General features: G+C 69.5%; 15 protein-coding genes. 3 read left to right on the plus strand and 12 right to left on the minus strand.

Features of this window, described 5'->3' with window-relative positions; all coding sequences use genetic code 11:
* Nucleotides 1–113 precede the first annotated feature (113 nt).
* The 8 genes from ACM0M4_RS12945 to ACM0M4_RS12980 all read right to left on the minus strand — a co-directional run bounded on the left by ACM0M4_RS12945 (nt 114) and on the right by ACM0M4_RS12980 (nt 12196).
* The gene (locus ACM0M4_RS12945; RefSeq protein ID WP_003119457.1) at nt 114–1463 is read right to left on the minus strand and encodes a hypothetical protein; all 1350 of its coding nucleotides are present in this window, start codon (nt 1461–1463) and stop codon (nt 114–116) included.
* Nucleotides 1460–7756, minus strand: a complete 6297-nt coding sequence (locus ACM0M4_RS12950) for an AAA domain-containing protein (protein ID WP_054375787.1) — start codon at nt 7754–7756, stop codon at nt 1460–1462. The genes ACM0M4_RS12945 and ACM0M4_RS12950 overlap by 4 nt, the downstream gene beginning before the upstream one ends.
* Nucleotides 7757–7770: 14 nt before the next feature.
* Entirely contained in the window at nt 7771–8409 is a 639-nt protein-coding gene (locus tag ACM0M4_RS12955; RefSeq protein ID WP_004344339.1) for a 4Fe-4S cluster-binding domain-containing protein, read from the minus strand.
* Between the two features lies 1 nt (nt 8410).
* Nucleotides 8411–10294, minus strand: coding sequence for an AAA family ATPase (locus ACM0M4_RS12960; protein WP_003122571.1), 1884 nt, complete (start codon nt 10292–10294; stop codon nt 8411–8413).
* Nucleotides 10295–10370: 76 nt separating this feature from the next.
* Complete coding sequence (locus tag ACM0M4_RS12965) at nt 10371–10910, minus strand: hypothetical protein (RefSeq protein ID WP_003119460.1); 540 nt, start codon at nt 10908–10910, stop codon at nt 10371–10373.
* A gap of 74 nt (nt 10911–10984) precedes the next feature.
* On the minus strand, nt 10985–11263 hold the full coding sequence (locus ACM0M4_RS12970) for a hypothetical protein (protein WP_003119461.1): 279 nt from the start codon (nt 11261–11263) through the stop codon (nt 10985–10987).
* Nucleotides 11264–11292: 29 nt separating this feature from the next.
* Nucleotides 11293–11685 (minus strand): GFA family protein, encoded by a 393-nt coding sequence (locus tag ACM0M4_RS12975; RefSeq protein ID WP_003114392.1) that lies wholly within the window; start codon nt 11683–11685, stop codon nt 11293–11295.
* A 31-nt stretch (nt 11686–11716) separates the two neighbouring features.
* The gene (locus ACM0M4_RS12980; RefSeq protein ID WP_003119462.1) at nt 11717–12196 is read right to left on the minus strand and encodes a VOC family protein; all 480 of its coding nucleotides are present in this window, start codon (nt 12194–12196) and stop codon (nt 11717–11719) included.
* 192 nt (nt 12197–12388) lie between these two features.
* Between ACM0M4_RS12980 and ACM0M4_RS12985 the strand changes: the two genes are divergently transcribed.
* Nucleotides 12389–13027: a DUF6348 family protein gene (locus ACM0M4_RS12985; protein ID WP_003119463.1), complete on the plus strand. Its 639-nt coding sequence runs from the start codon at nt 12389–12391 to the stop codon at nt 13025–13027.
* Nucleotides 13028–13186: 159 nt separating this feature from the next.
* Here ACM0M4_RS12985 and ACM0M4_RS12990 read toward each other — a convergent pair whose 3' ends face one another.
* Together ACM0M4_RS12990 and ACM0M4_RS12995 are read right to left on the minus strand one after the other, a co-directional pair.
* A complete protein-coding gene (locus ACM0M4_RS12990) occupies nt 13187–13873 on the minus strand; it encodes a type 1 glutamine amidotransferase domain-containing protein (protein ID WP_054375790.1) in 687 nt (228 codons plus the stop codon).
* Between the two features lie 99 nt (nt 13874–13972).
* A complete protein-coding gene (locus ACM0M4_RS12995) occupies nt 13973–14461 on the minus strand; it encodes a MerR family transcriptional regulator (RefSeq protein ID WP_003116691.1) in 489 nt (162 codons plus the stop codon).
* 232 nt (nt 14462–14693) lie between these two features.
* On the opposite strand from ACM0M4_RS12995, the gene ACM0M4_RS13000 reads away from it, so the two are divergent.
* Nucleotides 14694–15524, plus strand: a complete 831-nt coding sequence (locus ACM0M4_RS13000) for an alpha/beta fold hydrolase (protein ID WP_003116692.1) — start codon at nt 14694–14696, stop codon at nt 15522–15524.
* Nucleotides 15525–15650: 126 nt separating this feature from the next.
* The gene (locus ACM0M4_RS13005; protein WP_003116693.1) at nt 15651–16886 is read left to right on the plus strand and encodes an NADH:flavin oxidoreductase/NADH oxidase family protein; all 1236 of its coding nucleotides are present in this window, start codon (nt 15651–15653) and stop codon (nt 16884–16886) included.
* Between the two features lie 14 nt (nt 16887–16900).
* Here the strand turns inward: ACM0M4_RS13005 and fdxA are convergent, their stop codons facing one another.
* Both fdxA and ACM0M4_RS13015 read right to left on the minus strand, forming a co-directional pair.
* Nucleotides 16901–17239 (minus strand): ferredoxin FdxA, encoded by a 339-nt coding sequence (gene fdxA / locus ACM0M4_RS13010; RefSeq protein ID WP_003090580.1) that lies wholly within the window; start codon nt 17237–17239, stop codon nt 16901–16903.
* Between the two features lie 16 nt (nt 17240–17255).
* On the minus strand, nt 17256–19565 hold the full coding sequence (locus ACM0M4_RS13015) for a molybdopterin oxidoreductase family protein (RefSeq protein ID WP_003116694.1): 2310 nt from the start codon (nt 19563–19565) through the stop codon (nt 17256–17258).
* Nucleotides 19566–19708: the final 143 nt, after the last annotated feature.

A 19708-nucleotide genomic window follows, 5' to 3' on the forward strand; every position in this document is an offset into this window, starting at 1 on the left:
CGCCTAGAGAAGGTGTGTTCAGCACCTGGCCGGCAGGGTAGCGAGGGGGCATCCAGGGGTCAAGCGATGGGCTGCCCGGATCGAATGCCTCGCCGAGGCGCCAGCCGGCCCCTTCACAACCCCCTCTGCCGCACCACCCCCATCTCCTGCTGCTCTTCCTCGCCAATCTCCTTCAACGCCACTTCTCCCACCCCCAGCGCGCGTTCCACGCTGAGTTCGCCGCCCTGGGCGGCGAGCAGGGCCTGGAGGCGTTGGAACTCGCCGCACCAGAGGGTTTCGATGTCGCGGTCGCGCTGGCTGTCGCGGTTGGCGTTGAGGGCGACGGCGCGCAGTTGCAGGCGGCCGTTGTCGGCCTTGCCGCCGACTTCCAGGCCGTAGCCGGGGGTGGCGGGTTTGCGCAGGACGACCCTGCCGGTCTGCGCCCAGGCGGTGGCCATGCCTTCGCGGACTTCGTAGCCGAGGCTGGCGAGGCCCTGGAGCACGGCCTGGCGGCGGGCGAGGGCGGCCTGTTGCTGGAGGTGGGCGGTGAGGATGGCGTTGCATCGCTCGGTGAGTTCGGCGAGTTGCTGCGGATCGCTGTCGGGCTGGCAGGCGGCGGCGCGCTGGAGCAGTTCGGCGTGTTCGGCGGCGCCGAGGGCGGCGACTTCGCTGGCGAGGTCTTGCAGGTGTTCCAGGCGCTGGCGTTGCTGCTGGTGTTCGCGGGCGGCCTGGGCGAGGTCGAGGACCAGGCTGTCGAGCAGCAGGTTGCGGCGCTCCGGGCGCTGTTCGGCTTCGGCGCGTGCCAGTCGCTCGAGGAACGCTTGGGCGCTGGCCTCGCCTTGCAGCAGTTGCAGTTCGGCGATGTGCCGGTCGATGCGCGCCAGGCGCTGTTCGCGCGGGGCGTCCTGTTGCTGGCGGGCGCGCCACTGTTCCAGGGTGATGGGCGTTTCGTCGGTCTTCAGGCGCTGGGCGAGTTCGTGCTGGGCTTCGCTGAGGCGTTCCTCGGCGGGGGCGCTGGCGAGGGCGGCGAAGCCTTGGGCGAGCAGGGCTTCCGCGTCGTCGCGGAGGGCGCCGTCGGCCAGCGCTTGCAGGGTTTGCCGGAGTGCCGCGCTGGCGGCATCGGGCTTGGCGTCGAGGGCCTGGAGCAGGGCGCTGGCGTTTTCCTGGAGGCGGCGGTGTTGCTGGCGTGATTCCGCGGCCTGGCGGATGGCGCGCTCTTCGCGTTCGGCGAGGTCGCGCTTGAGGAATTCGCTTTCGATCTTCACCTGTAGTTGCACGTCCAGCCAGCGTTCCTGTTCGAGCAGGGCGTGCAGGCTGGCGCGGCGGGCGTGGGCGGCGGCGCGCTCGGCGTCGCTGAGCTGGGCGAGCCGGCTGGCCTGGTTTTCCCAGCGCGCGAGGGCCTTGTCCAGGCGTTGCAGGTCGCGCTCGCAGGTGGCGATGGCTTCTTCCCGGGTGACGATTCTTACAACTTTCGGTCCGCTCATTGGGAGGCCTCCGCTGCTGCCGTGGGATGGGTTTCCGCGCTGGGCGCCAGGGCCTTCTCGATGGCGGCGCGCAGCCGTGCGCGTTCGTTGTCGCCGTCGTGGTACCAGCCCTGGGAGGAAACCCGGTGGAGGTGCGGGATCGCCCGCCGCAGCACCGAGGGTCGCCAGATTTCCCGGGCGCGGGCGCGTTCCAGCAGCGGGTGGCAGGGGGCGTCGCATTCGATGCCGATGGCGTAGAGGCCGGTGGCCGGGTTCTCGATGGCGAAGTCGAGGCCGAAGGCGTCGCCTTCGCTGGCGGGTGCGGCGGACCAGCCCAGCGAGCGGATGTACTCGCCGACGATCTCGCTGAAGCCGTCGTGTCGCTGGTAGTGCTGGCGGCGCTGGTCGCTGCGGTCGGTGTGCAGGCGCTCGAGCAGTTGGCCGGTACCGGCGAACTCGCCGGCGGACAGTGCGCGGGCGTATTCCAGGTAGCCTTGCAGGTAGTCGCGCGGGCTGCTCGGCGAGCGCTGGGTGCCGAGCATGTCGGAGATGTCGCCGATCGGCATCGAGGTGATCATCACCACCTTGCGCCGCGCGCGGGTCACCGCCACGTTGAGGCGGCGCTCGCCGCCGGTCTGCCCGAGCACGCCGAAGTTGCGCCGGAAGCTGCCCTGGCCGTTGCGGCCGAAGGTGGAGGAGAAGACGATCACGTCGCGCTCGTCGCCCTGCACGTTCTCCACGTTCTTCACGAACACGCCCATGTCCTCGCCGTCTTCGCTGCGCTCGCGCTCCTCGCTGTAGGCGGCGCGGAACGTCTCGTCCTGCTCGGCGCGCAGTTCCAGGCGCTCCTCGATGAGGTCGGCCTGCTTGCGGTTGAAGGTGACCACGCCCACCGACGGCCGCGCCGCGTAGGGTTGGCGCCAGAGTTCGGCGAGGTAGTCGACGACTCGCTCGGCCTCGCGCTCGTTGCTCTGGTTCTGGTACAGGCCGTTCACCTGGATCAGTTCCAGCGGCTTGATGCGCAGGATGTTGGCCTGCGGATGGCGTACCGGCACGCTCAGGCGGTTGCCGTAGAACGAGGCGTTGGAGAAGCCGATCAGCTCGCGGTAGGCCGAGCGGTAGTGGATCTGCAGGGTGGTGCTGGGCAGGGCGTTGCGCGCCAGTTGCAGGAGGTCCGGGCAGTCCTTGATCTCGCGGCGGTTCCAGGTGTCCTCGTAGGCTTCGCGCTGCTCCTCGTCGGCGTCCTCGTCGGGCGCTTCGCCGTCGAACAGTTCGGCCTCGTCGCTTTCCACGCGGCTGGAGAAGAACGCGGTCGGCGGCATCTGCTTCTCGTCGCCGCTGACCACCGTGACCCGCCCGCGATAGAGGGTCGGCAGGGCGAACTCCACCGGCATCTGCGAGGCTTCGTCGTAGATCACCATGTCGAACAGCCCGGCCTTGAGCGGCAGCACGCGGCTGGCCAGGTCGGGGTTCATCAGCCAGACCGGGCGCAGGCTCATCAGGCCGAGTTCGGCGCCCAGCTCGATGAACTCGCGCAGGCGCCGCGAGCGCTTGCCGGTCAGGCGGGTGACGTCTTCCCATTGCTTGCGGCTGCCCAGGCGCGCGGCGCCGATGCCCTTGCCGAGCAGTTCGCGGTTCAGCGCGCGCATCTGCACATCGGCTTCGGCGAGGCTGGCGACCCTGGCCCTGGCTTCGTCCTGGCTGAACAGCAGTTCCGGATTGTCTTGTTCCAGGCGCTGCTTCCAGCCCAGCCGCGCTTCGCGGTTGAGCATGCGGCGCACCGTGGCTTCGAGTTCTTCGGCGGGAATCGCGTCGAGTCGTTCCTGGCGCTGGCGCAGCAGGGCCAGGAATTCCAGGTCGGTGGCTTCGAGCTGGCCGGCGCGGCCACGGAAGCGCTGGTAGGCGACTAGTTGCGGTAGCGCCTCGCGCAGGCGGCCGAGGGCCGGCAGGTTGCTCTGGTTGCCGGCGATGGCGCGGTGCAGCTGTTCCAGCAGTTCGTCGCCGAGCCAGTCGGCGAGCACCTTCAGTTTGTCCAGGCTGAGCTGGCGTGCGGCCTGGCGGATCAGCGCGGCGTCGAGGTCGCCGAGCAGCGCTTCGAAGCGCTGTTTCTCGCCGGTGAGGATCACCGCGTCGAGCTGCTCGGCGCGCGGCGCTTGGGCCAGGCCACGAGCCAGGACCTGGATCTCGCGCAGCTGCTGGCTGGCGTGGCCGGCCAGGCCGGTCAGTTCCGGACCGGCATCGGTGGCGACTGTCGCCAGCCCCAGGCTCTGTTGCAGCGCCGCCAGTTGCCGGCGCAGCGGCCGCCACTGGCGCTCCAGGTCGCAGGCGCCGAGGAGGGCGGCCAGGCGGCTGTCGTCGTCGGCCTCGCCGTGCTCGCGCAGGAAGCGCCGCAGGCGGCCGCGCCGCAGCAGGCGCAGCGGGTTGAGCCGAGCCAGCCAGGTGCGTGCCTCGAGCACCTGGCGGGCGTGGGCCTGGAAGCGTTCGAGGTTGTTCTCTTCGAGCATGGCGAGGGCCGGCGACAGCAGCGGCGCATGCCGTTCGAGGTCGAGCTGGCGCAGTTGCCGTTCGATCTGCTCGGCCTCCGCCAACAGGCCGTCGCCACGGCTCGGCTGCCCTGGCGTGGCGTCGCGGAACAGCGGCAGCCAGTGGGCCAGGCGCTGGCGCTGCTCCTCGCGCAAATTCAGCAGGGTACCGACCTGGCTTGCCAGCCAGGCGCGGTAGGGCGTCGGGTCGTCGACCTCGAAGCTCGCCGGGTGTTCGTCGAGGGCTTTCTGCCGGGCGTTCTCCGCTTCGCCGAAGGCGCGCAGGCTGTCGGCGAAGGCTTGCAGGGTGGCCTGGTCGGTGGCGAAGGCGCGCAGTTGCGCCAGCGGGCTGCCTTCGTAGCGGGCCGGTAGCCAGAGGCGGACCAGCGGCGCGCAGTTTTCCTCCAGGCGCGCCAGGCTGCCGATGTCCAGCGCCGCCAGGCGCTGGCGCAGGGCCGGGAAGTCCAGCGGCGGCGAGCCTTTCTCCAGCTCGATCAGTTCGCCGAGCAGGCGCCGGTAGCTCAGCCCGGTGGCCTCGTCCACGCGGTGCAGGCTCTGGTGGTAGCGGTCCAGTTCGCCTTCCAGCGCCTCGATACGCGCCGCCAGGCGCTCGCGCTGGCGCTCCCAGCCCTGGGCGCCGCCGGCGTCGGCGAACAGCGCTTCGAGCTGCTCGCGGATGTTGCGGATCACCGGTTCGCGGTCGCGGTTGACGTCGTTGAGCATGACGATGCGCTGGCCCAGGCCCTCGGCCACCAGGCGCTTGTGTACCACTTCCAGGGCGGCGTGCTTCTGGCAGACGATCAGCAGGCTGCGCTGGCGGCCGATGGCGTCGGCGACCATGTTGACGATGGTCTGGCTCTTGCCGGTACCGGGCGGGCCTTCCACCAGCAGCCCCGGGCTCTGCCGGGCCTGCAACACGGCGGCCTCCTGGGACGGGTCGCTGGCCACGGTGAAGTAGCGCTGCAACTCCGGCGGGCTCTCGCGGGCTTCCGGCTCGCCGTTCTCGCGCAGGCGCAGCGCGGTCTCCAGGCCGGTGCCGGAGGGCGGCAGGCTCTTCAACTGGCGCAGGTCCTCGCCGATCGCCTGGCCCATGAAGGTGACGTGGAACAGCACCGCGGCGCAGGCCAGTTGGTCCTGGTAGGGCGTGACCTCGGTGGAACTCGGCGGCAATCCTTCCAGCACCCGAGCACGCGGGGTGGCGAGCAGGCCGAAGGCATCCATCACGTCGGCGGCGCGCAGCGCGGAGCGGCCGAGCAGTTCGTCGGCGACCTTGCGCCAGCGCTTGCACGGCTCGGGGCCGAGCAGGCTTTCCAGGGCCGGGTTGAGGCGCACTTCCTCGCGCTCGCCGTCGAAGGCCAGCGCCACCTGGCCACGGCTGCCGACTTCCAGCTGCAGCTTCAGCGGCCACAGCAGCAGCGGCACGATGCGCGTGCGGGTGGTGCCGCGCGGGTCGCGGTTGAGCAGGAAGGGGAAGCCCAGGTAGAGCCCGTCGATGCCGGTGTCGCGCTTGTACAGCGAGCTTTGCCGGGACAGCGCGTTGAGCCGCACTTCCAGTTGCGGGTTGGCGAGGAAGCTGTCCGGGTCGAGGCTCACCGCGCGGGCGTTGCGTTGCAGCAGGTGGTCGAGCAGGGCGGCGGCGGGGCGTCGCGCGCTATCCAGTTCGTTGAGGTCGATGCGTGGAGTGCTCTTGCCGATGCTCATGCGCACCAGCGGCCCGCGCATCACCGCGGCGACCACTTTCTTCTCGAAGAAATCGAGGATCTGCGACACGTACTGCTGCTTCTGCGGTTCCAGCCACTGTTCCGGCGGGATCGCCAGCAGCACCAGGACCCTCGCCAACGGCATGCGCCGCTCCAGGCGGAACTGCTCGGCCCATTCGTCGACCCTGGGCACGCCGCTGCGGGCGAAGCCGCTGATGCGTTCGTCGACGCGGCGGTACAACTCCTGCCGCGAGTGCTGCAACAGGCCGCGCGCGGTCTCCGCGTCGAACAGGTGCACATCGGCGTCGCGGGCCAGGCCGGCGGCTTCCTCGACGATCGCCTCGGCGGCACGGAACTGGCCGATGTTGGCGCTGAGCAGGACGATCAGGTCTTCCTCGGCGATCACCCGGCGCTCGGCCAGGGCCAGCAGGCCGGGGTGCTCGGTGTCCGGCAGGAGGCGCTGGCGCTCCTGCCACTGCGCGGCGAGGCGCGCCCGCGAGGTCGACAGCAGGTAGATGCGCAACTGTTCTTCGGCGAGTTCGATGTGCTGGTGCAGGGCGCGCTGGCGGACGTTCTCGGCGCGGGTCTTGAGCCGCGACAGCCAGCTTTCGGTGTGCAACTGTTCGAGCAGGTCGGGCACCGAGCCGCTGATCAGCCGGTAGCCTTCCAGCGGATGCTCCAGCAGCCAGCCGGGGGTGACGATCTCGCCGCGCTGGATCAGCGGGATTTCCGGGTTCAGCAGCTTGAGCGCCAGCATCAGCCGGAAGTCGTCCTCCAGCCCCTCGTGCTGGGCCACCTGGCGCAGGCCGGCGAGCAGCCTGGGCGACAGGCCGATGTGCTCGGCCCAGGTGACGATCGCCCCGCGCAGCAGGTGGTCGAGGGCCTCCGCCCAGTGCTCGGCCTGGGCCGCGGCCAGGGCGAAGACCGTCGGCTTGCGGAAGCGCCGTGCGCCGAGGGCGATGCTGGCGCCTTCGGCGTCGTCCTTTTCGCTGTCCGCCGAGGCCGGCGCGTCCACCGCCTCGCCGTTCAGCCAGGCCTGTACCTGCGGCCACTGCCAGCGCTGGTGGCGGTCGCGTGCAAGCAGGCCGCGCAGCAGCAGGTGCAACTGCGGGTCGAGGTCGTCGGGCAGCGCCACGCCGTTGGCCAGCACGTGGATCAGGAAGGCGTTGGCGTTGACTCCTTCGAAGCAGGCGCCGCGGGTCAACTGCTCCAGCAGGATCATGCCCAGGCTCCACCAGTCGGAAGCCGCCGCCACGCCGCCGGCGATCGCCTCGGGGGCCATGTAGCGGCTGGTCTCCAGCGGCGAGACGATATCCAGGTCGAACTCCGACAGGCGCGCCGAGCCGAAGCCGCTGATCACCAGGTCCAGTGGCTCGTGGCTGCGCACCAGCAGGCTGGCCGGGCGCAGGTCGCGGTGGCGCAGGCCGGCTTCGTTGAACACGTGCAGGGCGTGGCCCAGCTCGCGGACCACGTGGCGCACCGCCTCGCGGTCCTCCAGCACGGTGCCGAGGTCGGCGAGGCTGCCGCCGGTGAGCTCCTCGACCACTTCGTAGGCGCGCTCGTCCCAGCGGCCGGTGGCGAGGATTTCCGGTACGTGTTCGCGCGGCAGGCGGCGGATCACGTCGTAGATCGCCGGGTCCGGCTCGGCGCCCGGGCGATACAGGGTGAGCACCGCCTGGCGGGCGCCTTCCGCGTGTTCGGCCAGGTAGCGCTCGCGCACGCCGTCGCTGCTGGCGATCTGCCGCAGCAGACGCCAGCCGTCGATCAGGGTTTCCGTGACGGCGGGCTGCGGCGTGGCCTCGGCCTGCATCGGCAGCGGGCCTTCGGCCGGCGCGGCGCCGCACTCCAGGCACATCAGGTCGCCGGGTTGCAGCGGGTGGCCGTTGGCGCAGAGCGGGGCGGACGCCGCTGGCGGCTCGCTGGCGGGCGGCGCGATGGCTTCCTGGGTCAGCACCGGTTGCGGTCGCCAGCCGGCGGGATGGATGGCTTCGGCGGAAAGGTCCCAGCCGCAGGGCTGGCCCTGGATCGAGCCTTCGCAGAAGATTTCCGAAAGCGAGCGTTCGCTCTGGCAGTTGGGGCAGAAACGTATCATCGGTATCGATCCATTCAGCGCGGCCGGTGGGCGCTGACGCTAAGTTGGTGGCCCTGGTCGCGCAGCAGGTCCTGTAGCCGCAGCAGGTCGTCGCGGCGCGGGATGCCGGCCATCCACACGCTGCCGTCATGGTCGAACATCAGGTCGAGGGCCTTGTCGTCTTCGCGCAGTGGCCGCTGGTAGCCGCCGAGGCGCGCGCGGCCGAGTTCGGTGAGCAGGCTCAGGCGCTGGTTGTCGCTGCCGCGCAGGGCCAGGCTCTGTTCGGCGTGCTGTTGGTAGGGGTCGCTGATCAGCGCGTCGATCAGCCCGGCGGCCTGTTCCAGTTGCGCGTGCAGATGCTCCAGCGGGTAGCCGCTGTAGACCAGGATGTCGGCGCGGCTGCGCCGGCGCAGTTCGCCGAGCAGGGCGAGGAGGGCAGCGAACTGCTCGAAGGGTTCACCGCCGGAGACGGTGATGCCCTCGGCCTGCTCCAGCCATGGCTGGATGTCGGCGAGCAGGCGTGCCAGGGCGATACGCCGCCTGCCCGGCCCCCAGGTATCGGCGGAGATGCAGCCGGGGCAGCGGATGCTACAGCCCTGGAACCAGATGCCCAGGCGCCGTCCCGGGCCCAGGGTGGTCACCGGGAAATGCACCCGCGACAGGCTCAGTTCCATCTCAGCGGCGTTCCAGGGTCAGGCCGTCGGCGTCCAGGGCGCTGATCAGGAAGCGCTCGCCCGGCTGCGCGTCCTGGTCGAACAGTGCCCGCGACAACGGGTTGAGCAGGCGCGCTTCGAGCTGGTTGCGGATGCCGCGGCCGCCGTTGGACAGGTCGCCCAGGCAGAGGTCGTGCAGCGCCTGGCGCGGCGCCTCGGCCAGTTCGATGACGAGGCGCTGCTCGCGGAGGTCGGCGAAGGTGCCGTCGACCATCTGGGTGAAGATCTGCTCGGCGACGTCGGCGCGGATGAAGTCGAAGACGATGATGTTCTCGCCGATCCGGTTGAGGATTTCCGGGCGGTTGAGAACCAGCTTGAAGTAGCGCTCGATCTCGCCGTGGACCTTGCCCTGCACCGCCTCGAAGGGCTCGCCGGGGAGCACGTTGGCGACCCGTTCGCCGTTTTCCCCCTGGCGGTAGATGCCCAGGTTCGAGGTGAACACGATCAGCGCCTCGGAGAAGTACACGCGATCGCCGCGCCCGGAGGTGAGCACGCCGTCGTCGAGGATCTGCAGGAACTTGTCGAGGATCCGGGGGTGGGCTTTCTCGATCTCGTCGAAGAGCACCACGCTGAAGGGTTTTTCGCGGATCGCGTTGGTCAGTTCGCCGCCGACGTCGTAGCCGACGTAGCCGGGCGGCGCGCCGATCAGGCGCTGGTCGGCATGCTCGGCGCTGAACTCGGACATGTCGAAGCGGATGTAGGCGCTCTCGTCGCCGAACAGCAGGCTGGTGACGGTCTTCGCCAGCTCGGTCTTGCCGACCCCGGTGGGCCCGGCGAGGAAGGCCACGCCGCGCGGGCGGTTGCCCTTGCGGCTGGCGCCGACCCCGGTCATCGCGCGCTTGACGATGTCCAGCATGTGGGTCACCGCGTGCTGCTGGCCCTTGACCCGGCGGCGGACGATCTCGTCGGCCTGGCGGATGCGCTGGCGGTCGATCTTCAGCCAGGGGTCTTCGGTGACGCCGACCTTGTAGCGCCGCACGGCGTCGGCGATGCGTTCCATGGCCAGGCCTTCCACGCGCGCCAACTGGACGATGGCGTTGAGATCGAGGAGTAGCAGGCCTTCGGTGTTCTCGACGAAGGTTGCGGCGGCCTGTTGCAGGGCCTCCTCGGCGACGCCCGCGCCGCCTAGCCCGCGGAGCAGCGCCGGGGCCAGGGCCCGGCGCGCCGGCTGGTCGGGCTTCGACACCGGGATATGGCGCAGGCGCGGGTTGTCCACCAGCAGCCAGTCGGGCAGGTCGCCTTCCTTTTCCACCACCCACAGCACGCTGTTGAAGAACGGTTTGCGCTGTTCCCCGGCGGGACGGCTGCGGGCCTGGTGGGAGAGCACCAGGGCCTGGGTGAACAACTGATGCTCGGCGGCGCTCAGGGCGTCGTTGCGCACCGCCAGGCGCGAGGCGAAGTCGACGATCAGGGCGATCGGCTCGCCGCTACGGTTGACCAAGCGTTGCAGGGTCGCGCCGAGCAGGTCGATGCCGGCCGGCGCGGCGCCGTCCACCGGGGTCAGGCCGAGGTCGAGAAGCACCTGCGGAGTGGCCCCCGCCTCGCTGCCCGGCCGGCCGAGCACGCGGAACCCGGCCAGCGGATCCCAGGCCAGCACCTGGGTGTAGCCGGCGTCCAGCAGGGCGTCGCAGAGGGTCTGGTTGAAGCTCTGCGCGGTGACCGTACCCGGCACCACTTCGCAGGCTTGCAGGTCGCGGATGTTCCCGGAGAGGACGAATTGGCTCTTGAGGGGCAGGAAGCGCAGGAGGTCGCGCAACCAGCGTGGCTTTTCGAACAGTGCAGTCCCTGGCATCGATAGTCGCTCACAGCGTGTGTCGTGGCCACAGCATATTGCCCCGAGGGCCATGTCTCCAACCCTGACCTCGCCGGAGGCGACGAAAACCGCTACGAGTTCCGGGTGCCAGGCTTGGCGGAGCGCCTGCTCAACCGTCGTAGCTCCGGCAGCCCCAGCGGAACGCCTGCGCCGCCGCCTCGATCCCGCGGCCGATCACCAGGCGCGGCGGGCTTTCGTCGAGGTCGGGACGCGGCGGCAACGGACGGCTGTAGAGCACCTCCAGCTCGCCGAAACCATCCAGCGCGGCGCGTTCCGCCGGGTGCGGCGTCGCGCCCTGGCGCCGGGCGAAGTCTTCGAGGTCGCCCTCGGCGTAGGCCATCACCAGCACGCTGCTGTCGCCGCGTACCCGCACCGCGTTCACCAGGCTGCCGTCGATGCGCAGCGGGGTGGCGAAGCGGTAGAGCAGGTCGAGGGTCTCGCCGGGCGCGCGATCCAGCACTTCGACGCCCTCGGCGCGCAGGCGCTCGGCGGTTGCGCGGTCGCGGCCGTCGGGGAAGTCGCCGCGGCAGTGCAGGGCGTCGGCGAACAGTGCGGTCAGGTTCGGTGCTGGCGGGGCAGGGGACGTGCAGGCGGCCGGCAGGAGCAGCGCCAGGCCGGCGGCGAGACGGAGCAGGTAGGGGCGGGTCATGTAGCCTTCCGTTGGCGGACAGTGCGGTGGGAGAAATTGCCAGCAGACGCTTCCGAGATACTGGCGGCCTGCGCTCAGAGCAGTACGGGCAGCGCGTCTTCGCCCAGCCCCGCTTCCCTCAATCGAGCCCTGGCCCTGGCGGTCGCGCGCACGGCGTCGAGGTCGCAGCCGCGAGGAATATAGACCGGATCGAAGCCTTCGAGCACCAGGTAGGTGGAGGCCTGGCCGCGGGCATTCAGGTAGGCGTTGAAAGCCTGGTCGGCCGGGCGCAGAAAGACATCGCACCAGTACGGCAAGCGCTGCGCGAAGAGCGCCTTGGCGATCTCCAGGTGCTCTTCGAACAGTTCGTCCATGCTGCCTCCCTTCTCCTGCTGGAACAACGTCACTCTTCGCTGCGTCCGTCGCCTTCGCGATCCCTTTCATAGTGCCGTGCCAGCGGAAACGCCGGCAACCAGCCCTCGCGGCGGACGGTCCAGAGTTCGTAGGTGGGCTGGAACCGGTCGGGAGCGTCGAGGGCGCCGAGGCTGACCTCGATCTCGTCGGCGCTGCGTGAGAATACCGAGGAGCCGCACTGCGGACAGAAGAAACGCCCGGCATAGTCGCGGGTCTCGCCTTCTATGCTCACCGCCTCCTCGGGAAAGATCGCCGAAGCGTGGAATAGCGCGCCGTGGTGCTTGCGGCAGTCGAGGCAGTGGCAGAGCCCGACCCGGTAGGGGCGGCCGCTCGCCACCAGGCGGACCTTGCCGCAGAGGCAGCCGCCGGTGAATCGATCCATTTCGTGACTCCTTTGCAAGGCGTTGGGGCGTTCAGCCCTTGCAGGCCTTCTCTATGGTGGCGATATCGATCCTGCCCATCGTCATCATCGCCTCGAAGGCGCGCCTGGCCGCCGCGCGGTCGGGGCTGGCGATGGCTTCGCTGAGTACGCGCGGGGTGATCTGCCAGGAGATGCCCCACTTGTCACGGCACCAGCCGCAGGCGCTTTCCTCGCCGCCATTGTCGACGATAGCGTTCCACAGGCGGTCGGTCTCGGCCTGGTCGTCGGTGGCGACCTGGAAGGAGAACGCTTCGCTGTGGCGGAAGGCCGGGCCGCCGTTGAGCCCGAGGCAGGGAATGCCCATCACCCGGAACTCCACCGTCAGTACGTCGCCCTCCTTGCCGGAAGGGTAATCGCCGGGCGCGCGATGGACAGCCAGCACGGCGCTGTCGGGAAATGTCTCGGCGTAGAAGGTCGCGGCCTCCAGGGCGGCGCTGTCGTACCAGAGGCAGATGGTGTTCTTGCTGTTCATGGCGAGGTCTCCACGGGCGGGGTCGACCCCGCCAGTCTAGTCGGCTGGCGTGCGGCGACCTGGGCAGGCGCCGAACGGGAGGTCGCGCCGCGAGTGCCGATCTGCGCTACCCTATGCCGCGTTTCGCCCGGCCTCGCCGGGCTTTCCGGGCAGCGCCTCGGCGGCGCGCCCTCGACCATGCAAGGACAACCCATGGAAGCGGTCTCCGTCTCGCAGCATCTGGCTGCTCTGTTCGAATCCCACCGGATCGACTGCGTCGTGCACGGCGAATGGGTGGCGCCAGCCGGGCGGCTACCGGCGATCCGCGCCACCTGGTATGCGGGGGAGAAGACCGGACGGCTGGATGTCGACGTGCTGCTGGAGGACGAGCACCAGTTGCAGGAAGCCTTCGCCGGCATCGGCAGCGCCGAGGACGGCTTGCAGGACGCGTTGCGTAACTTCGCCTCCAGCTCTTTCCACGTGCTGCTTTCCGCGCTCTGGGGCCAGGCCGAGGAGGACCAGGTGATGGTGGAGACCTGGGAGATCGGCGAGCGGCGTTTCGAGGTGCATATCGGCAACCTCGGCCTGCGCGGCGCCGAAGGCAAGGCGCCGCCGCTGCCGGCCGGGCTGTTCCCGAGCATCGAGCGGGCGATCCGCACCGAGCCGCTGGACGCGCGCCTGCACTGGTTCCGGCATTTCTTCTGTGCCTTCGGCAACCAGCGCACGGTGGAAGCGCTGTTCGACAACCAGCCGTGGGAGGCCGGCATGCAGAACCTGGCCGCTCTCGACTGGCAGGATTCGCAGGGTTACTACAGCGTGCGCAACTTCCTCATGCTCAAGCCGCTGGCGTAGGCCGCCGCGTCGCCCTTCGACGAGTTCGACCCCTACCACACGACCAGCACTGCGACGATCCTGCGGCCCCTGGCCGACGGGACGATGCAGAATCGTTCTTCATCGGCAAGCGGCGCCATGACTTCCAGATGAGGCGCGCGCAGGACTGACACGCCGCGTTCAGCCGAGCAGGGCGGCCACCTGCTCGGCCGTGGCCTTGGCCGACTGCGGGTTCTGCCCGGTGACCAGGCAGCCGTCGACCACCACCTTGCTGGTGAACGGCAGCAGGCTTCTTTCGTAGAGCGCGCCGCGTCGTTTCATTTCTTCCTCGACGTTGTACGGCACCTTGCGGGCGACCCCGGCGAGCACTTCCTCGATCCAGGAGTAGCCGGTGAGGCGGCGCCCGGCGACCAGCAGGCGGCCATCGTCCAGGCGTGTGTTGAGCAGGCCGCAATAGCCGTGGCAGACCGACGAGACGATGCCGCCGCGCTGGTAGATCTCGCGGGTCAGGTGCTGCAGCCCGGCGTCGTCGGGGAAGTCCCACATCACGCCGTGGCCGCCGGTGAAATAGATGGCGTCGAACGCCTCCGCGTCGACCTGCTCGGGAGCGGCAGTGTCGGCCAGCAGCGCCAGGCGCGTCTCGTCGGCCAGCCAGGCCTTGGCGCTGGCGTCGGCGTGGGGCCAGCCGAGGGCGCGCGGCTCCAGCGGCGACTCGCCGCCGCGGGGGCTGACCAGGCGTTGCTGGTAGCCCCGAGCGGCGAAGATCTCGTAGGCATGGGTCAACTCCGACAGCCACAGCCCGGTGGGCTGGGTCGGATCGGCATAGTGGGCGACGTTGGTGACGACGTGCAGGATGCGCTTGGTCATTGCGTTGACCTTCCTCGGTGAGTGATCCCGTCGGCAGCCGGTTTCGGCAGGCTGTCCGGGTGGGTTGGCGTCACTCTAAGATTCAAGTCGACTTCAAGGTCAAGCGTCGGAAAGCCGCTGCTCCGCCGGCGTGGGAGAGGACGCCCGCGAGCGGGTTTGCCGTGGACGCCCGACCGTCTGTGGAGGGCCTTCCTCGCGCAGGCGCTCCAGCACGCGCTGGGTGTTTTCCGTGCACTGCAGACCGTCCGGCTTGTTCTCGATGCTTTCGATGGCCACCAGCAATTGTGCCTTGTTCTGTTCCAGGCGTCGTTGCAGGGCCTCGATCTCGGCCACCTTGCGGCGCAAGCCTTCGAGCAGCTCGCCGTGCTGCCAGGCGCCGTCGCCGCTCGGCAGCAGGCGAGCGATCTCCTCCAGGGAGAAGCCGGCGCCCTGGGCGCCGGTGACCAGCTCCAGGATCCACACGGTGTCTGCCGCATAGTCGCGGTAGCCGTTGGCCTTGCGCTGCGAGCGGATCAGGCCGCTGGCCTCGTAGAAGCGGATGCGCGATGTCGCCAGGCCGGTGAGCTTGGCCAGTTCGCCGATTTTCATGTCGCACCTCGAAACGCGTTGACCTTCAAGCCTACTTCAAGTCTAGGGTGGTTTCACGGCCGGGCGACGAACTCGCCTCCATCGACGGGTTCGCCAGGCCGCATGGGCGCTACCGCCGGTCGCGTTTTCCTCGTCCAGGCGGCGCAACGCAGGCGGCTTTCTACTCTACACAGGGGACGGCGGCCGCAGGGTGGCGCCGTTGCCTGCATCCACACCGATCGGGAGAAGCGACATGGGTTACGTGACAACGAAGGATGGCGTCGAACTCTTCTACAAGGACTGGGGGCCGCGCGACGCCCAGGTGATCTACTTCCATCATGGCTGGCCACTGAGTTCCGACGACTGGGATGCGCAGATGCTGTTCTTCCTCGCCGAGGGCTTTCGCGTAGTGGCCCACGATCGCCGTGGCCACGGTCGCTCCAGCCAGGTCTGGGACGGCCATGACATGGACCACTACGCCGACGACGTGGCGGCGGTGGTTGAGCGCCTCGGGGTGCGCGGGGCGATCCATGTCGGCCATTCCACCGGCGGCGGCGAGGTCGTCCACTACATCGCCCGCTATCCCGACGACCCGGTGCCGAAGGCGGCGATCATCAGCGCGGTACCGCCGCTGATGGTGAAGACCGAGGGCAATCCGGGCGGCCTGCCGAAGAGCGTCTTCGACGATCTCCAGGCGCAGCTCGCGGCCAATCGCGCGCAGTTCTACCAGGACATTCCCGCCGGCCCGTTCTATGGCTACAACCGTCCCGGGGCGCAGCCCTCGGAAGGGATCGTCCGCAACTGGTGGCGGCAGGGCATGATGGGCGGCGCCAAGGCCCACTACGATGGGATCGTGGCCTTTTCCCAGACCGACTTCAGCGATGACCTGAAGCGCATCGACATCCCGGTGCTGGTGATGCATGGCGACGACGACCAGATCGTGCCCTACGAGAATTCCGGCGTACTCTCGGCGAAGCTGCTGCGCAACGGCACGCTGAAGATCTATCCGGGGTTCCCGCACGGCATGCCGACCACCCAGGCCGAGGTGATCAACGCCGACCTGCTGGCCTTCATCCGCGGCTGAGCGCGCCGGGTGCCGGGGCGCGCTCCCGGCACCCGGTCGGGGCCCGGGCGGCGCGGCAAAAAAAGCGTTGACCTTGAAGTCGACTTCAATCTTATCGTCGGGCCACTGTCCTCATGAGGTAGGCCCATGAACCTGTTCGACACGCTGACGCTTCCCAACGGCTCGACCATTCCCAATCGCCTCGCCAAGGCCGCCATGGAGGAGAACATGGCCGATGCCGCGCAGGCCCCCTCCGAACGCCTGATGCGCCTCTACCAGGCCTGGGCCGACGGCGGCGCCGGGCTGCTGATCAGCGGTAACGTGATGGTCGACAGCCGTGCCATGACCGGCCCCGGCGGGGTGGTCCTGGAAAACGACGCGCAACTGGAGAAATTCCGCCGCTGGGCGCGCATCGGGCGTTCCGCCGGCGCGCAGTTCTGGTTGCAGATCAACCATCCCGGTCGGCAGATGCAGGCCAATCTCGGCCAGCAGGCCTGGGCACCCTCGGCGGTGCCGCTGGAACTGGGCGGGATGTCCAGGCACTTCGCTACGCCGAAGGCGATGGACGAGGCGATGATCGCCGAGGTGATCCAGCGGTTCGCCCGCAGCGCCGGCCTGGCCGAGCGGGCCGGCTTCAGCGGGGTGGAGATCCATGCCGCCCACGGTTACCTGCTCAGCCAGTTCCTCTCGCCGCTGAGCAACCGCCGCAGCGACGCCTGGGGCGGCTCCCTGGAGAATCGCGCGCGCCTGCTGCTGGAGATCGTCCGGGCGGTGCGCGCCGAGGTTGCCCCTGGCTTCGCGGTGGCGGTGAAGCTGAATTCCGCCGATTTCCAGCGCGGCGGCTTCAGCGCCGACGATGCCCGCGAGGTGGTACGGATGCTCGATGGCCTGGGCGTCGACCTGGTCGAGCTGTCGGGCGGCAGCTACGAGGCGCCGGCCATGCAGGGCGAAGCGCGCGACGGGCGGACCCTGGCCCGCGAGGCCTACTTCGTCGAGTTCGCCCGCGACATCCGCGCGGCGGCGCGGATGCCGGTAATGGTCACGGGCGGCATCCGCCGGCGGCCGGTGGCCGAGCAGGTGCTGGCCAGCGGGGTGGACATGGTCGGCATCGGCACGGCGCTGGCGATCGAGCCGAACCTGCCGCGCGACTGGCGCGCCGGCAAGGACTCGGCGCCGCAGTTGCGGCCGATAACCTGGAAGAACAAACCCCTGGCATCGCTGGCGAACATGGCCGCGGTGAAGTTCCAGCTGCGCAAGCTGAGCCGGGGCAGGGCGACCAACCCACGGGTGTCGCCGCTGTGCGCGTTGCTCGCGCAGCAGGCCGGCGCGCTCCTGCAGACCCGCCGTTACCGGCGGCTCATGCGTTCGCGCGCCGAAGCCTGAGCACCGTCAGCGCCTCAGGCGCCGTTGCGGTCGAGTTCGGCCAGCTTGCCCGGCAGGCCGAACCAGGCGTCGTGGTCGTCGGGCGCCGGCTTCTTGCGGGTGATCTGCGTCCAGTTGGGATGCGCGGCGAGTTCGCCATTGAGGGCGATGAACTGCCGTTGCCCGAGCGGCACCTCGTCCTCGGCGCGAATCGCGGCGACCGGGCATTCCGGCTCGCAGAGCGCGCAGTCGATGCATTCATCGGGGTGGATGACGAGGAAGTTGGGGCCTTCGTAGAAGCAGTCCACGGGACAGACTTCCACGCAGTCGGTGTGTTTGCAGCGGATGCATTCTTCCAGCACGACGAAGGTCATGATCGTCCTCCCTGGCTCAGGCGTTCGTAGCGGCGGGCGTCGCCAGCCGTTCCAGGCGCGCCGGCACGTACTTGTGCCAGGGCGTGCCGGCGAGGAAGTCGCGCTGGGTGCAGTCGGTCACCTCGTTGGGCGCCACGCCCCGGCGCACCACCTCGCCCTCGGCGTTGCGGTAGTCCAGGCCCTGGCCGTTGGGCAGGGAGATATTGCCCGGCTGCATCATGTCGCTGATCTCCACTTCCGCCTCGACCTCGCCGCGGCGGGTCACCACGCGCAGCACCTCGCCGTCGGCGCAGCCCAGCGCCTCGGCGTCCTGCGGGCTGATGCGCAGGGTGCCGTAGCGCCCGCGGCGGTGCCAGCCGGTGTCGCGCACGGCGGTATTGCTGGTGTCGCTGCGCCGCTCGCCGGCGGCGAGGATGAACGGGTAGGCCGGATCGTGGGGTGGCGCGCTGTGGGCGAGCTTGGCCAGTTCCGGCAACAGTTCGGGGATGTGCAGGTTGATCCGCTGTTCGGGACGGGCGACGGCCTGCCAGCTTTCGGCGTAGGTGGTTTCGGCGAAGACCACCCCGGACGGGTTGTCGAGCATGGCCTGGAACAGGCGGTCGGCGGCCAGCGGCGGCAACCCGTCGAAGCCGGCGCGGGCAGCGGTCTTGCGGTTGTTCAGCACGTGCAGTTGGCAGATGCCCCAGATCGCCGCGGCCGCTTCCATGCCGGCGGGCAGGGTCGGGCCGAGGGTACGGTAGAGCAGGACCGGCGCGTATTTCATGACCTTGGGGCGGGTCGCCGCGGCGGCGAGGAAAGCCGCCGAGAATGCCTTGCGCCCGAGCTTCAGGGCCAGGCGCAACGGCCGGTAGTCTTTCTCGCCGAGCACGCCCATGGCTTCCAGCAGGCGGGCGTGGATCTCCGCTTCCGGCAGGGTGCCGGGGCGCGCCGGGAACAGCGGCGCGCGCAGGTGGAAGGCGTTGCGCGGGAATTCCAGGTTGAAGAAGGTCGCCTCGGCCTTTTCGAACTGGCTCGCCGCCGGCAGCACGTAGTCGGCGTGGCGCGCGGTCTCGGTCATGGCCACGTCGATCACCACCGACAACTCCAGGGCGCGCATGGCTTCGCGCATGCGCTGGCTATCGGCCAGCGAATGCAGCGGGTTGCCGGTCTCCACCAGCATGGCGCGATAGCGCTTGGGATGGTCGGTGAGGATTTCCTCTGGAATCACGTTGCAGGGAATCAGGCCGATGATGATCTTGGCATTGGCCACCGGGCTGCGCTTCTCGACGCGTGGCGCGCCCCTCTTGCCCATCGAGGTATCGCCCTTGCTCGCCTTGGACAGCGAGAGGAAGGGCACGAAGGCGTTGCTGGTGCCGGGGCGCCCGTAATGGCCGGTGAGTAACCAGACCAGGCGTTGCAGGTAGCTGCCGAGGGTCGAGTGCAGGTTCATCTGCATGCCCAGGTCTTCCAGCGCCGATACGCTGCTGGCGCTGGCGATCCGCCGGGCGGCGGCGCGCAGCTTGTCTTCCGCCACCCCGCAGGTCTCGGCGCAGTAGGCCACCGGGATGGCGTTCAGTTCGTCGACGATGTGCTCGTAGCCGCTGGTGTGTTCGGCCAGCCAGTCGCGCGCCAGCAGCCCGTCCTGGACGATGATCCCGACCAGCGCCGCCAGGCACCAGGCGTCGGTGCCCGGACGGATCTGCAGGTGGAAGTCGGCCAGGGCGGCGGTTTCGCTCAGGCGCGGATCGATCACGATGATCGAGCGTGCGGGGTCCTTGGCCATGGCGTTGAGCAGCACGCGGGCGCGGGCGAAACCATGGGATTGCCAGGGATTCTTGCCGATCAGGATGGCCACCTCGCAATGCTCGAAGTCGCCGTGCACGCCGGTACCGAACATCTTGCCCTGGACCCAGAACTCGCCGGTCTTTTCCTGGGCCAGGGCGTTGGAGCGGTACTTCACCCCGAGGGCCTTCAGCGTGCTGTCGCCGTAGGCGCCGCCGAGGTGGTTGCCCTGCGCGCCGCCGCCGTAGTAGAGGATGCTTTCGCCGCCATGCCTGCGCTTGATGGCGAGGAATTTCTCCGCCACCTCGCGGATCGCCGTGTCCCAGTCGATGGCTTCGTAGCTGCCATCGGGGCGCCGACGCATCGGCGTGTCCAGGCGGTCGGCGCCGTTCTGGTAGTAGTCCATGCGCTGCGATTTCTCGCAGACGTAGCCCTGCGAGGCGGGGTGGTCGTCATCGCCGCGGATCTTGCTGATGCGGCCATTCTCGGTCTGCACTTCCAGCCCGCAGTTGAGGCTGCAGAGGATACAGGCGGTCTTCTTCCATTGCGGGGACGGCGTAGTCACGGTGTGTTCCTCGTTGTTGTCGTTGCCGGCGCAACCTGGGGCGCACCCCAGCCGTGCGGGCTTCGTTCTTTCGGGACTGCCTGACGCTGTGCTGCAAGGACGACGCGCGGGCGGCACACGGAACCCCGTCGTATCGGCCTTTC

The sequence above is a fragment of the Pseudomonas sp. 18-147 genome (assembly GCF_051048045.1).
Classification (GTDB): domain Bacteria; phylum Pseudomonadota; class Gammaproteobacteria; order Pseudomonadales; family Pseudomonadaceae; genus Pseudomonas; species Pseudomonas aeruginosa.